Here is a 13,815-nt window from a genome sequence, read left to right as displayed (position 1 = left end):
ACCCTTGGCATGGCGACGGTGCCCGGCCAAAGCGGACGGCAGCATGCCGCCGGATCGTGCCGGATCAGTCGACGCGTAGGTCGTGCGTGTTGCCTGGCGAACCAGTGGAACGTGCTGGCAAGCGATCAGCGGCTCAGGGCCCGCTTGCCGGCGCGAAGAAGAAGTTCAGGGTGGTCTGCACGTGCAGCGGATGGCTCACTGCAGCGGCATGGGGCAAGCTAGCCGGAGGGGGCAGCTTGACGAAGCGGGAGAGGGGGCGCTTGTTCATGGCTTGCTCGTTTCACTTATCGGGATGGGATGTCAAAGGCGCCGTCCGCGATCGGGGGGAGGCGGGCAACGTACCGTGGTTATACCAGAAGTCGCGGGGCGGCCAAACTTGCGCTTGCGCAGTAAAGTTCCCTCTTTTCCTCTCTTTGCGATCCGTATCGTCTCGTCATGGGCCGCAAGCGGGTAGTGCTGTCGGTGCCGTGAATGGGGTGCGCAGGCTCTGGGGGCAAGCGCGGCAGTGCTGTCCGGCGGTGTGTCCCAAAGACCGATCAGACCTGTCTCTGCCCCTCTGTTCCGGCCTGATGCCGCAGCCCATCCAGCTTACTATCCAACAACCGGTACCCCCGCCGGTCTCGTTCCCTCTCCACTTCGCGATCCACATGAATCCTCTCCGTCGTCTTCGCCTGGGCGCACGCCTGGCTGCCGGCTTTGCCGTGCTCCTGCTGTTGCTGGTGATCATCACCGTCATCGGCATCACCCGTATGTCCTCCCTGGACAGAACTTCTTCCGAACTCAGCGGCTTTATTTATCCCAAGGTCAATGCGACCCAGAAGATGCAATATCTGATGATGAACGTGGCGCGTTCAGCGCGTAACATCATCATCTTGTCGGATGAAGCGCAGATGGCCAGTAACAAGCAGTCCATCGACAAGGACCTGGCCGAATATCAGAAGGCGCTGGACTATTTGCGCTCCAACGCATTGAGCGAGGAAGCGCGCAGCCTGGTGGCGCGCGCCGATGAGCAGAGCAAGGCCTATTTCGCCTTCACCAACGATGTCGTTGCACTCGGCCTGAAGAACCAGAACGAAGAAGGGCAACGCCTGCTCTTCGGCCCCCGCTACAAGACCCAGGGCGAACTGCTGACCACGCTGCAGCAGATGGTGGCTCGCTATGAGGGACAGATGCGCGAGGCCAGCGAAGCCGCGCATGCGACTTACGTGACCTCGGCCACCATTCTGGGCGTCTCGGCAGCGGTGGCGATCCTGCTCGGCCTGATCGCCGCGATGGCCATCAGCCGCTCCATCACGGTACCCATGGCCGATGCGCTCGATACCGCCCGCAAGGTGGCCAATGGCGACCTCACCAAGACCATTACCGACCATGCGCCCGACGAAACCGGCGAACTGCTGGGCGCACTGCGCGAGATGAATGCCGCGCTGGTCGATATCGTCTCCAACGTGCGGACCGGCACCGACACCATTGCCACGGCTTCGCAGCAAATCGCCGCCGGCAACCAGGACCTCTCGGCCCGTACCGAGCATCAGGCCAGCTCGCTTGAAGAAACCGCCTCCTCGATGGAAGAGCTGACCTCCGCGGTCCAGCAGAACAGTGCCAATGCACGCCAGGCTGCGGAGATGGCACAGGCCGCCTCTCACATCGCCGGACAGGGCGGCGAGATCGTCGGCAACGTGGTCTCCACCATGGATGCCATCGATGCGTCGGCGCGCAAGATCGTGGACATCATCGGCGTGATCGACGGTATCGCTTTCCAGACCAACATCCTGGCCCTGAACGCGGCGGTGGAAGCTGCGCGTGCCGGCGAGCAGGGACGCGGCTTTGCCGTGGTGGCCACCGAAGTGCGCAGCCTGGCCCAGCGCTCGGCCGCCGCCGCCAAGGAAATCAAGGTCTTGATCGGCGACTCGGTGGAGAAGGTCGATTCCGGCGCCCAGCTGGTCAAGAAGGCCGGTCAGACCATGCAGGAAATCGTGCACAGCGTGGCCCAGGTCAATACCATCATCGGCCAGATCAGCGCTGCCGGCGACGAACAGCGTGCCGGCATCGAACAGGTGCATCAGGCGGTGGCGCAGATGGATGAAGTCACGCAGCAGAACGCCGCGCTGGTGGAACAAGCCGCTGCCGCTTCGCGTTCCATGCAGGGACAGGCCGCAGAGCTGGCCAGCAAGGTGGCGATCTTCCGGCTGCCGCAGCAGGTGCGTGCGATGATGTAACCGGAGAATCTGTCGGTGTGAAAGGCTGTCTTCGGACAGCCTTTTTTATGGCCGACGCATTGCTGCGCACGGGGCAAAACGGCGGGAGCAGAACAGAGGGAGAGGCCGCAACCGGAACCGGTTGCGGCGAGGATGTATCAGTTTTCGGGCAGTTCACCCTTGGCGGCCAGGTCGATGGCACGGACGATGGCCACGGCCTTTTCGATCACCTCGGCCTGGCTGGAGACGCGCATGCTCTTCTTCAGGTGGTGGATGTGGTCGCGCGTCTTGCGGCTCACCGGGACATTCAGAAAGCCATCCGGCTCGGTCAGGAATTGCGGCGGAACTACCACGACTGGCTCGGGTGTCTTGGAACGCTTGGGCATGGAGGTATCTCCCTATTGATTGGTCTGGAACGACATTGGTAGAGTGCCTGCGGCAATATAACTTCGATCGTAAAAACAAAAGCACAAATTTCTATGATTTTACGATTTTTATCTGGCCGCTCTTATGTGGCGGGAATGCTGTTGCAAATGTTAAGCGGGATCGCAACAGCGAACGTGCCCCCGCTTTTTATTCCTGCTTTGCTGTCGTGTCAAGCGAATTCCCGGTAACTCGCCTCTCAGGACAGGTATTGCAATCATTTAGATTTCTTTGCGATACGGTCGCTTTCAAGGATGGCGTCCGCGTCCCGTTTTCCCTCTGTGGCGCGCTATTGACGCGGGCAGCGGAATCGGAGCCGGCCTCGACAAACCTTAGAACTTCGAGATCCGGCGCTTCTTTGCGTGGTCGATATCCACAGCGATATCGACTGCGGGATGGCAACGCCGCCAAGCCTGTCGGTACGGAAACTGTTTATACCATCCTTGCTGCGCTGGCATGCTCCTTGCAGAGCTTTGGGCGGCATGCTGCCGGTGATTCCATAAGGTCGCCGGGCAGGGTGCAGGCGGCGAGCATTCGGGACTTTCTTAAGGTTTTTGCCCCGCTGCACCATTATTCACATTCAACGACCACAAGGGAAACACCATGAAGTTCATCAAGACCGCAACCGCTGCATCGCTGGGCCTGATGGCCGCACTGTCCGTCACGTCAGGTCTTGCCCAGGCTGACAACCTGGCCGACATCCAGAAGGCCGGCGTGGTCAAGATCGGGGTGCCGCAGGACTTTGCGCCTTATGGCTCGGTTACCTCGGACCTGCAACTGCAGGGCCTGGACATCGACGTGGCCAAGCTGGTCGCCAAGGGCCTGGGTGTGAAGGCCGAGCTGGTGCCGGTGCCCATCTCCAGCCGCATGGCCTTCCTGCAGACGCACAAGATCGACCTCATCATCTCCACCCTGGGCAAGAATGCCGAACGCGAAAAGGTGATCGATTTCTCGCAGGGCTATGCGCCCTACAACAACAGCGTCTTTGGCGTGGCCGCCATCAAGGTCGCCGGCCCCGCTGACCTGGCCAACCAGACCGTGGGCGTGGCGCGTTCAACCTTCGAGGACCTGATGCTCACCGACAGCGTTCCCAAGAGCACCACCATCAAGCGCTACGAAGACAACAATGGCCTGATCGCGGCCTATGTCTCGGGCCAGGTGCAGATCGTGGGTACGGGCGACTTCGTGGCCTATGCGCTGGCGGACAAGACCCCCAACAACAAGCCTGTGCTGAAATACATCATCAACGTCTCGACCTGCTACGTGGGCATGAACAAGGGCGAGCCGGCGCTCATGGCCAAAGTCAACGATGCGCTTACGGCATCGAAGAAGAGCGGTGAACTCAATGGCATCGTCAAGAAGTGGCTCAACGTGCCGCTGCCGGAAAAGATGGCGACCACTTACCAGTAAGCCGCCCTCAGACAACATTTGGCCCGCCTTGGCGGGCCATTTTCATTTTTACTCTCTGGATTGCTTACTGGAATGTCGTGGCCATCTTCACGGGCAGGGGAACGTTGAGCCATTTCTGCACGATCGCGTTGAGTTCGCCACTCTTCTTGGCCGCGGTCAGCACATCATTGACCTTGGCCAGCAGGGCTGCTTCGCCCTTGTTCAGGCCGACGCTGCAGCTCGATTCATTGATGATGTACTTGAGCACGGGCTTGTTGTTGGGCGCTTTCTCTGCCAGCGCATAAGCGACGAAGTCGCCGGTGCCGACCAGTTGCACCTGTCCGGAGACGTAGGCCGCGATCATGGCATTGTTGTCTTCGTAGCGCTTGATGGTGGCGCTCTTGGGCGCGGTGTCGGTCAGCTGCAGATCCTGGAAGGTGCCGCGTGCCACGCCCACGGTCTTGTCGGCCAGGTCGGCCGGACCGCTCACCTTGACCGAGGCTACGCCGAAGACGCTGTTGTTGTAGGGCGCATAGGATTGCGAGAAGTCGATCACCTTTTCGCGCTCGGCATTCTTGCCCAGAGTGGAAATCACCAGGTCGGCCTTGTGCGTCTGCAGGTAGGCGATGCGGTTGGCGCTGGCCACCGGGACCAGTTGCACCTTCACCCCCATCTTCTGGGCGATCAGTCTGGCCACGTCGATATCCAGCCCCTGCAGTTGCAGCTCTGCATTGACCGAGCCGAAGGGCGCAAAATCCTGCGGCACGGCGATGCGCACCGTGCCCGCCTTCTGGATATCGGCCAGTGCATCGGCATGCGCGAGTTGGGTGGACATGCCCAGCAGGGCCAGCGAGACGGCCAGCGCCGGTTTGGCAAACTTCATGGAACCCCCTTTGGTTGAGATCTTGAAATGGATGTGTCGTGCCGGGGCGGGCCTGCAATGACCATGCCAGGCTGGCTGCAGTGTGTCCGCAGGGACTTGCGACGCGCTGGCAGGCATGGGTGCATCGGGGCGCGCCATGATGATCCGGCATCCCAGTATGCCGAATTGCAGTGGCCGATGGAAGGGCAGTGAGGGCGATCTTGGGGCGGGGGGCACCAAGTTTGCGCCTGTCCCGGTGTCCGATAATTTCGGGATATGGTCGAAAGTTTGCGACGAGTGGACATCTTCGGCATCTGAGTGTCTTAGGATGAGGCGTTCTATCTCACGGTTTCTGTTTAGAAGAACCTGCAGAGAAGAAATCTAGATGCAGAGACGAAGCCGCCCACGATGTTGAAATCGTGGACTATCACCAGGAAGTCATCATGAGCAAGAAATTGGAAGAGATTCACCCAGGTGAAATTCTGCTGGAGGAGTTCATCAAGCCGATGGGAATAACGGCCGCCCGTGTCGCCTCCGATATCGACGTACCGGTCTCGCGCATCAGCGAAATCATCAACGCCAAGCGGCCGGTGACGGTCGATACGGCCATGCGTCTGGGCGTCTATTTCAAGATGGACCCGCTGTTCTGGCTCAACCTCCAGGCGCAATACGATGTCCGTGTAGCTCGTCGGGAGCTGCTGCCCGTGATCAAGTCGCGGATTCGCCCCTTGGTGTTGGTGCATGGTTGAGGCCAGGGTCCACGCGCGGTAACAAGGCATAAAAAAGCCACGGATCACTCCGTGGCATGCGGTGAGTCATACGGGCCTGGCTCTGCGCGTCCTCCGTGAAACCAGATCAGCCGCCCGGTAGGTGTCAGTGGTCAGCCAGCAGCGCCGTCTCGACCTCATGCGCCAGCACTTGCCGCACCGTGGCGATCACGTAGTCGATCTCGGCCTCGGTGGTGCCGCGTCCCAGCGAGAAGCGCACGGCATTGCGCGCCACTTCCGGCGAGCGGCCGATGGCCAGCAGTACGAAAGAGGGCGCGGATGCCGCCGAATTGCAGGCCGACCCGGCCGATACCGCAATGCCGAGCAACTGGCTGCCCAGCGTGCCATAGCGCGTCGGCGGGAAACTCACGTTGAGGTTGTGCGGCACGCGCGCCTCTGCACTGCCATTCAACTGCACCCCCGGCAGCGTCGCCAGCCCCGACCACAGGCGGTCGCGCAGGGCGCGGATGCGTCGCCCTTCTTCTTCCAGCAAGTCGCCCGCCAGCGCGAAGGCCTCGCCCATGCCCACGATCTGATGCGTGGCCAGGGTGCCGGAGCGCATGCCGTTTTCATGGCCGCCACCGTCGATCTGGGCTTCCAGCTTCAGGTCGGGATTGTGGCGTACATACAGAGCACCGATGCCCTTGGGACCGTAGACCTTGTGCGCCGAGAAGGACATCAGGTCCACCTTCAGCTGCGCGAGGTCGATGGCGATCTTGCCGGCAGCCTGCACGGCATCCACGTGGAAGACCACGCCATGCCCGGCACAGAGTTCGCCCAGTTCGGCAATCGGCTGGATCACGCCGATCTCGTTGTTCACGTACATCACCGACGCCAGCAGCGTATCCGGCCGCAGCGCCGCGCGGAACTGGGCCAGGGTGATCAGGCCATCCGCACCGGGTTGCAGGTAGGTTACCTCGAAGCCAGCCTTTTCCAGCGTGTGCATGGTGTCCAGCACGGCCTTGTGTTCGGTCGCCACCGTGATGAGGTGCTTGCCGCGACCCTGCGCCCGCAGGGCATGGGCTGTTCCCTTCAGGGCCAGGTTGTTGGATTCGGTCGCGCCCGAGGTCCAGATGATTTCATCGGGCCGGGCGCCCACCAGGCCGGCCACCTGCGCACGTGCCTTGTCCACCGCGCGCCGCGCTTCCCAGCCGAAGGGATGGGAACTGCTGGCGGCATTGCCGAACTTGTCGGTCAGGAAGTCGCACATGACGCGGGCCACGTGCGGATCGACCGGCGTGGTGGCGCCATAGTCCAGGTAGATGGGGAAGCGAAGATCGGCTGGCGGGCGACAGGGGGCAGGGGCGTTCATGACGGTGTTCCGGAGAGTCCAGGGTGTTGCAGTTGAGCAGGATGGCCTGAGGCCGTACATACACAGTAACGCCGCCGCCCCTGTTCGGAATACGACTTTGCGCGCATTTGTATATACGTATATCGAAAATTGATGTAAAGCATTTCGCCCGGCCCGGCCGCAAGGCAGGAGGGCAGCGGGATTCCCGGTTCCCGGACGCCTCATGCATTTGCTTATACAAAATTATTATACTGAAATAGAATACAAGCAAACCTATAATTCGAAAATCATATGCAAGCACTTTGATCAAGGAATGCGATTTCGATGGACCTGAATCAGCTGGAGGCATTTGCTGCCGTAATGACCCTGGGGAGCGTGACCGGTGCCGGCCGCAGCCTGGGCCGTTCGCAGCCGGCCGTCAGCAAGGCCATCGGCGAGCTTGAAGCCGAGCTGGGCTATGCCCTGTTCGACCGCAACGGCCCGCGCGTTACCCCCACGGCCAAGGCTTTCCTGCTCTATGAGGAAGTGGAGCGCTCGCTGGTGGGCCTGCGCAGCATCCGCGAGCGGGCCCAGGAAATCGCCCGCGAAGAAGTCCATCCGGTCCACCTGATCGCCACGCCCGCACTGGCTTCCACCATTGCCCCGTCGGCGCTGCAATTGCTGGCCGCCGATTCCCGTTGCACCTTCCCGGAGCACGTCCACCTGCGCAGCGCTTCGGCCGAGCAGGTGGTGCATGCGGTCTTGCATCGCACCGTCAGCCTGGGGCTGACGTCGCTGCCGGTGGCCCATCGCGGGCTGGATCTGCACTGGATTGGTGAGGCGCCCTGTGTGGCGGTGGTGCGCGCCGACCATCCGCTGGCGCGCAAGGACAAGCTCACACGGGCGGCCCTGCGCGGCCAGCGCGTCATCACCATGTCCAACCGCTATCGCCTGCGCCAGCGTGTGGAAACGGCGCTGGGCGAGGACAGCCAGCTCGACGTGGCCATCGATACCAATACCTCCTTCAACGCCATCATGGCCGCCCGTGCCGGGCTGGGCGTGGCGCTGGTGGAGCCGGCCACGGCCTATGGCATGCCCATCGAGGGGATGGTGGTCAAGCGCCTGGCGGTGGAGATTCCGTTTTACTTTGGCGTGGTCACGCCCTATGGCAAGCCGGTCGAGGGCGTGACGCAACGCCTGATCGATGCCGTGGAAAAGGCCGCGCGCACCACCTTGCAGGGCTTCGTCAAACGCGACGCCAGCCTGCACGATGAATTGTTGTAAATGATTTTGCAGCAAGCAGTCCGTAGTGCCGCAGCAACACAGCAGCAGCGTCAACCGGGAAGGGCGTTGCATCACAAAACCCGAATCGAGACGATCACGGGCCATCTGGCCTGTGGCGTCTTTTCATGCTTTTGACGAGGCGATATGCAAGAGACCGAACCGACCCTGAGCCATTCTGACCACGCTGCTCCCCCGCAAGGATTGGCCGCACTGGAGGCGCGCCTGCGCCAGGACCTGCAATGGCTGGCGCTGCCCGGCAAGTCGTGGACCCCGGCCACCCTGCGCGATGGCGTGCCGGTGATCGACGTGGCCATCATCGGCGGTGGCCAGGCCGGCATGGCGGCCTCGGTGGCGCTGTCGCACCTGGGCATTCCCAATGTGATCTATGACCAGTCGCCCAAGGACTTCGAAGGCCCCTGGGCCACCACGGCGCGCATGGAAACGCTGCGTTCGCCCAAGACCCTGACCGGTCCTGCCCTGGGCTTCCCGGCGCTGACCTTCCGTGCCTGGTTCGAGGCGCAGTTCGGCCTGGCCGCCTGGGAGGCGCTGGACAAGATCCCGCGCCTGCAATGGATGGATTACCTGCGCTGGTTCCGCCGCGTGATGCAGCTGGACATTCGTAACGAACACCGCGTGCTGGCCGTGCAGCCGCGCGCCGATGGCATCGTGGCACTGCAACTGCAATCGCCGGCCGGTACCTCGACAGTACTGGCGCGCCGTGTGGTGGTCGCCACCGGCCGCGACGGCCTGGGTGGCGCCTACCTGCCGCCGCTGGCCGATCAGTTGCCGCGCGATCGCTGGGCGCATTCCTCGGATCTGTTCGACTATGCCAGCCTCAAGGGCAAGCGCGTGGGCGTGATCGGTGGCGGGGCCTCCGCCATGGACAGCGCGGCCACCGCACTGGAAGAGGGCGCGGCGCGCGTCGACATGCTGATCCGCCGCAAGGACCTGCCGCGCATCAACAAGGGCAAGGGTTCGGGCAGCCCCGGCCTGGTTAACGGCCACCTGCACCTGCCGGACGAATGGAAGTGGCGCATCCGCCACTACGTCAATGCGCAGCAGGTGCCGCCACCCTCGGGCAGCACCCGTCGCGTCTCGCGCTTTGCCAATGCACGCTTCCTGCTGGGCACCGCCATCGAATCAGTCGAGGTCAACCCGGACGGCACGCTGCTGCTGCAGACCAATCGCGGCCCGCTGGAACTGGATTTCCTGTTCTTCTCCACCGGCTTCAAGATCGACTGGAGCCTGCGTAGCGAATTCAAGGACATCGCCCCGCACATCCTCAACTGGAGCGACCGCTACAATCCGCCGGTCGGCGAAGAAGACCAGGAGCTGGCCGATTCGCCTTACCTGGGGCCGGTGTTCGAATTCCAGCAGAAGACCCCGGGCAGCCTGCCGGGGCTGGAGCGCGTGCATTGCTTCTGCTATCCGGCTGCGGCCAGCCATGGCACGGTCTCCGGCGACATCCCCGCCATCAGCGATGGCGCCTATCGCCTGGCGCAGGGCATTGCCGCGCTGATGTACGGCGAGGACGTCGAGTATCACTACCGCAACATCCAGGCCTACGAAGAACCGGAACTGGAAGGCGACGAGTGGACCGAAGCGCCCTGGGAGCTGCCCGCATGAGTGCGGCCATTGCAAAGAGCGTGCTGCAGGCCCTGATGGTGGTGCTGTTGATGACGGTGATCGTCTTCTTCGGCCTGCACATGATCGGCAACCCGGTCGATATCCTGATCGGCCAGGATGTCGACCAGGTGGACCGCCTGCGCATCATCAAGGAACTGGGGCTGGACCAGCCGGTGTGGCGCCAGTACCTGGCCTTCCTCAATGGCGCGCTGCACGGCAACCTGGGCAACAGTTTCGTCTACAACACCCCGGCCATCCTGCTGATTTTCCAGCGCCTGCCGGCCACGCTGGAGCTGGCTTTCGCGGCCTTGTTGCTGGCCTTGCTGGTGGGCGTGCCGCTGGGGCTGTTTGCGGGCATGAAGCCGGATCATCCCTTCTCGCGCCTGGTGATGACTTCCAGCATCTTCGGTTTTTCGCTGCCGACCTTCTGGATCGGCCTGATGTTGATCATGGCCTTCTCGGTCACGCTGGGGTGGCTGCCCTCGGGCGGACGCGGCCAGACTGCCGAGCTGTTTGGCGTGCAGTGGTCGTGGCTCACCGCCGACGGCTGGCGCCACATGATCCTGCCGGCCATCAACCTGTCGCTGTTCAAGATTTCACTGGTGATCCGTCTCACCCGCGCCAACGTGCGCGAGGTGCTGCCGATGGATTTCGTCAAGTTCGCCCGCGCCAAGGGCCTGTCGCCGGCGCGCGTGGTGCTGATGTACGTGCTGCGCAATACCCTCATTCCGCTGGTGACGGTGGTCGGGCTGGAGTTCGGCTCCACCATTGCCTTTGCGGTGGTCACTGAAAGCATCTTCGCCTGGCCCGGTGCCGGCAAGCTGATCCTGGACAGCATCAATGCGCTGGATCGCCCGGTGATCGTGGCCTACCTGATGGTGATCGTCTGCATGTTCGTCACCATCAACCTGGTGGTGGACGTGCTCTACAAGCTACTGGACCCGCGCGTGCGGGTGGAGGCCAAGGCATGAGCGTGCCACAGACCGAAGTCACGATGACGCAAGAACAGGTGCGCGCCCGCGTGGCCGAGCTGTCGGCCTTCCAGGCCCCGCGCCGAGAATCGCCGTGGCGGCGCGTGATACGCCATTTCGTGGCCTCGCGCTCGGCCATGCTGGGGCTGGTGATCGTGCTGTTGCTGATCGTCGGTGCCATTGCCGCCCCGTGGATTACACCGCAGAACCCCTATGACCTGATGCAGTTGGACGTGCTCGATGCGCGCCTGCATCCGGGCAGCCCCAATGGTGCGGGGACGTTCACCTATTGGCTCGGTACCGATGGCCAGGGCCGCGATCTGGTCTCGGCCATCCTCTACGGCCTGCGCATCAGCGTGGGCATCGGCGTGGGTTCGGCCCTCATTGCCGGCGTGATCGGCACCCTGATCGGCCTGCTGGCGGCCTATGCAGGCGGCAAGCTCGATACGCTGCTCATGCGCTTTGCCGACCTGGTGCTGTCCTTCCCGTCCATCCTGGTGGCGATGCTGATCCTGGCCTATGTGGGCAAGGGCATCTTCAACGTGATGGCCACGCTGGTGGTGCTGGAGTGGGCGTATTACGCCCGCACCGCGCGCGGCCAGGCGCTGGTCGAGCGGCGCAAGGAATACGTGGAAGCCGCACGCGGTCTGAACCTGTCTTCCTGGCGCATCATGGTGCGCCACATCCTGCCGAACTGCCTGCCGCCGCTGATCGTCATCGGTACCTTGCAGGTGGCGCGCGCCATCACGCTGGAAGCGACCTTGTCCTTCCTCGGCCTGGGCGTGCCCATTACCGAACCCTCGCTGGGCCTGCTCATTTCCAATGGTTACCAATACATGCTCTCGGGCGAATACTGGATCAGCTTCTATCCCGGCATCACGCTGCTGGTGGTGATCGTGGCCATCAACCTGGTCGGCGACCGCCTGCGCGACATCCTCAACCCACGGTGGCAGAAATGAGCGCACCCACTCTGGAAGTGCGCAATCTGCGCACGCATTTCTTTACCCCCGAAGGCATCTTGCCGGCCGTCGATGACGTGTCGCTGTCGGTCGCCCGTGGCCGCATTCTCGGGCTGGTGGGCGAGTCCGGTTCGGGCAAGAGCGTGACCGGTTTTTCCATTCTCGGCATGGTCGATGCGCCGGGCCGCATCGTCGGTGGCGAGATCCTGTTCCAGGGCCGCGATCTGGTTGGCATGGACAAGACCTCCCTGCGCGAATTGCAGGGCAACCGCATCGCCATGATCTTCCAGGACCCGATGATGACGCTCAACCCGGTCCTCAAGGTCGAGGCGCAGATGGTCGATGCCGTGCTGGCGCACAGCAAGGTGAGCCGCCAGCAGGCGCGCGAACTGGCCCGCGACACCCTGGGCATGATGGGCATCGCCAGCCCCGAGGAACGCCTGCAGGCTTATCCGCACCAGCTGTCAGGCGGCATGCGCCAGCGCGTGGCCATTGCCATTGCGATGCTGCACAAGCCCGACCTCATCATTGCCGATGAACCGACTACCGCGCTGGATGTGACCATCCAGGCGCAGATCCTGTCGGAAGTACAGAAACTGGCGCGCCAGCACGGCACGGCGCTGATCTGGATCACGCACGACCTCTCGGTGGTGGCGGGCCTGGCCGATGAGGTGGCGGTGATGTATGCCGGGCGCATCGTCGAGCAGGGCAGTGTGGACGCCGTGCTGGATGCGCCGCTGCACCCCTACACGCAGGGCCTGATCGGCAGCCTGCCCAGCAACAACCGGCGCGGTGCGCGCCTGCGCCAGATTCCCGGCATGACGCCCAACCTGCTGCACCTGCCGCCGACCTGTGCCTTCGCGGCCCGCTGCGAACGTCTCTCCCAGCAATGCCTGGTGGTGCCCGCCATCAGCGAGCCGCTGCCGGCGCACCGGGTGCGCTGCTATCACCCGACCCCCCGCCCACAGAGCAACGAGCACCATGGATAAGGCCGTCATTCCCCTCATCGAAACCCGCGCCGTCAGCCGCCGCTTCGGCGAACGCCGCCAGGGCTGGCTGGCGCGCCAGCTGCAGGCGCGCGGCTGGGGCCATGCGCCGGCCGTCACCCATGCGCTGGACCAGGTGGACCTGAAGGTCTTGCCCGGCGAAGTGGTCGGGCTGGTCGGCGAGTCCGGCTGCGGCAAGTCCACGCTGGGCCGGGTGGCCTGCGGCCTGCTCGATCCCTCGGATGGCCAGGTGCTGGTCAATGGCCGCGACCGTGCCGGCTTGAGCCGCAAGGAAGAGGCCGAGGCCCGCCTGCAGGTGCAGATGATTTTCCAGAATCCCTATGCCAGCCTGAACCCGCGCCTGCGTATCGACCAGATCGTCGGCGAGGCGGCCCAGGTCAATGGCAAGGTCGAGGGCGACCTCGATGAATACGTGTGCCGCCAGTTGCTGCGTGCCGGTCTCGATCCCGCCTTGCGCGACCGTTATCCGCACCAGTTCTCGGGCGGCCAGCGCCAGCGCATCGGCATCGCCCGCGCGCTGGCGGTGCAGCCGCAGATGCTGGTCTGCGATGAAGCGGTGGCGGCGCTGGACGTGTCGATCCAGGCGCAGATCCTGAACCTGTTCATGGACCTGCGCGAAGAGCTGGGCCTGACCTATCTCTTCATCAGCCATGACCTGGGCGTGGTGGAGCACGTGTCGGACCGCGTGGTCATCATGTACCTGGGACGTGTGGTGGAGAGCGCGCCGGTGGGCGAACTGTTCGGCCAGCCCAACCATCCCTACACGCAGGCGCTGCTGGCCGAAGTGCCGCGCATGGCCGCGCGCAAGAAGGAATTCACCGCCATCAGGGGCGAGATCCCCAGTCCGCTGAACCCGCCATCGGGCTGCCACTTCAACCCGCGCTGCCCGCATGCCACGCAGCGCTGCCGTGAAGAGCAGCCGCTGTTGCGCGAGATCGCACCGGGGCATATGAGTGCCTGTCATCTCAATGATGGCCGCTGACAAGGATTGTTGAAATGTTTTACCTGCCGTTCGGACTGAGTAGGCCCCGTGGGGCCGTATCGAAGGCGCTGATGCTGCGG

The 13,815-nt window shown here is 63.3% G+C and carries 13 protein-coding genes; 9 read left to right on the top strand and 4 right to left on the bottom strand.

Going from position 1 to position 13,815, the window contains the following annotated elements; all coding sequences use genetic code 11:
• Positions 1–133: 133 nt before the first annotated feature.
• On the bottom strand, positions 134–268 hold the full coding sequence (locus ACVC5H_RS17630) for a hypothetical protein (RefSeq protein ID WP_489619079.1): 135 nt from the start codon (positions 266–268) through the stop codon (positions 134–136).
• A 379-nt stretch (positions 269–647) separates the two neighbouring features.
• On the opposite strand from ACVC5H_RS17630, the gene ACVC5H_RS17625 reads away from it, so the two are divergent.
• Entirely contained in the window at positions 648–2,216 is a 1,569-nt protein-coding gene (locus ACVC5H_RS17625) for a methyl-accepting chemotaxis protein (RefSeq protein WP_489619078.1), read from the top strand.
• A 137-nt stretch (positions 2,217–2,353) separates the two neighbouring features.
• Here the strand turns inward: ACVC5H_RS17625 and ACVC5H_RS17620 are convergent, their stop codons facing one another.
• Positions 2,354–2,581: a hypothetical protein gene (locus ACVC5H_RS17620; protein WP_338718788.1), complete on the bottom strand. Its 228-nt coding sequence runs from the start codon at positions 2,579–2,581 to the stop codon at positions 2,354–2,356.
• 640 nt (positions 2,582–3,221) lie between these two features.
• Here ACVC5H_RS17620 and ACVC5H_RS17615 point away from each other — a divergent pair.
• Positions 3,222–4,028: a transporter substrate-binding domain-containing protein gene (locus ACVC5H_RS17615; RefSeq protein WP_489619077.1), complete on the top strand. Its 807-nt coding sequence runs from the start codon at positions 3,222–3,224 to the stop codon at positions 4,026–4,028.
• Positions 4,029–4,092: 64 nt separating this feature from the next.
• Here ACVC5H_RS17615 and ACVC5H_RS17610 read toward each other — a convergent pair whose 3' ends face one another.
• Positions 4,093–4,890, bottom strand: a complete 798-nt coding sequence (locus tag ACVC5H_RS17610; protein WP_489619076.1) for a transporter substrate-binding domain-containing protein — start codon at positions 4,888–4,890, stop codon at positions 4,093–4,095.
• A gap of 422 nt (positions 4,891–5,312) precedes the next feature.
• Between ACVC5H_RS17610 and ACVC5H_RS17605 the strand changes: the two genes are divergently transcribed.
• The gene (locus ACVC5H_RS17605) at positions 5,313–5,618 is read left to right on the top strand and encodes a HigA family addiction module antitoxin (protein WP_489619075.1); all 306 of its coding nucleotides are present in this window, start codon (positions 5,313–5,315) and stop codon (positions 5,616–5,618) included.
• Positions 5,619–5,742: 124 nt separating this feature from the next.
• Here ACVC5H_RS17605 and ACVC5H_RS17600 read toward each other — a convergent pair whose 3' ends face one another.
• The gene (locus tag ACVC5H_RS17600; protein WP_489619074.1) at positions 5,743–6,948 is read right to left on the bottom strand and encodes an aminotransferase class V-fold PLP-dependent enzyme; all 1,206 of its coding nucleotides are present in this window, start codon (positions 6,946–6,948) and stop codon (positions 5,743–5,745) included.
• A 303-nt stretch (positions 6,949–7,251) separates the two neighbouring features.
• Between ACVC5H_RS17600 and ACVC5H_RS17595 the strand changes: the two genes are divergently transcribed.
• The 6 genes from ACVC5H_RS17595 to ACVC5H_RS17570 all read left to right on the top strand — a co-directional run bounded on the left by ACVC5H_RS17595 (position 7,252) and on the right by ACVC5H_RS17570 (position 13,735).
• Positions 7,252–8,190: a LysR family transcriptional regulator gene (locus ACVC5H_RS17595; protein WP_489619073.1), complete on the top strand. Its 939-nt coding sequence runs from the start codon at positions 7,252–7,254 to the stop codon at positions 8,188–8,190.
• 144 nt (positions 8,191–8,334) lie between these two features.
• Positions 8,335–9,816 (top strand): NAD(P)-binding domain-containing protein, encoded by a 1,482-nt coding sequence (locus tag ACVC5H_RS17590; protein WP_489619072.1) that lies wholly within the window; start codon positions 8,335–8,337, stop codon positions 9,814–9,816.
• On the top strand, positions 9,813–10,787 hold the full coding sequence (locus ACVC5H_RS17585) for an ABC transporter permease (protein WP_489619071.1): 975 nt from the start codon (positions 9,813–9,815) through the stop codon (positions 10,785–10,787). Before ACVC5H_RS17590 ends, ACVC5H_RS17585 begins: the two co-directional genes overlap by 4 nt.
• Positions 10,784–11,746 carry an ABC transporter permease gene (locus ACVC5H_RS17580; RefSeq protein ID WP_489619070.1) on the top strand — a complete coding sequence of 321 codons (963 nt, stop codon included), beginning with the start codon at positions 10,784–10,786 and terminating at the stop codon, positions 11,744–11,746. Before ACVC5H_RS17585 ends, ACVC5H_RS17580 begins: the two co-directional genes overlap by 4 nt.
• Entirely contained in the window at positions 11,743–12,735 is a 993-nt protein-coding gene (locus tag ACVC5H_RS17575; protein ID WP_489619069.1) for an ABC transporter ATP-binding protein, read from the top strand. Before ACVC5H_RS17580 ends, ACVC5H_RS17575 begins: the two co-directional genes overlap by 4 nt.
• A complete protein-coding gene (locus ACVC5H_RS17570; RefSeq protein WP_489619068.1) occupies positions 12,728–13,735 on the top strand; it encodes an ABC transporter ATP-binding protein in 1,008 nt (335 codons plus the stop codon). Before ACVC5H_RS17575 ends, ACVC5H_RS17570 begins: the two co-directional genes overlap by 8 nt.
• The last annotated feature ends 80 nt before the right edge of the window (positions 13,736–13,815 follow it).

The organism is Herbaspirillum sp. Her3 (genome assembly GCF_057961275.1).
This window is presented reverse-complemented; position numbering and strand designations above follow the sequence as displayed.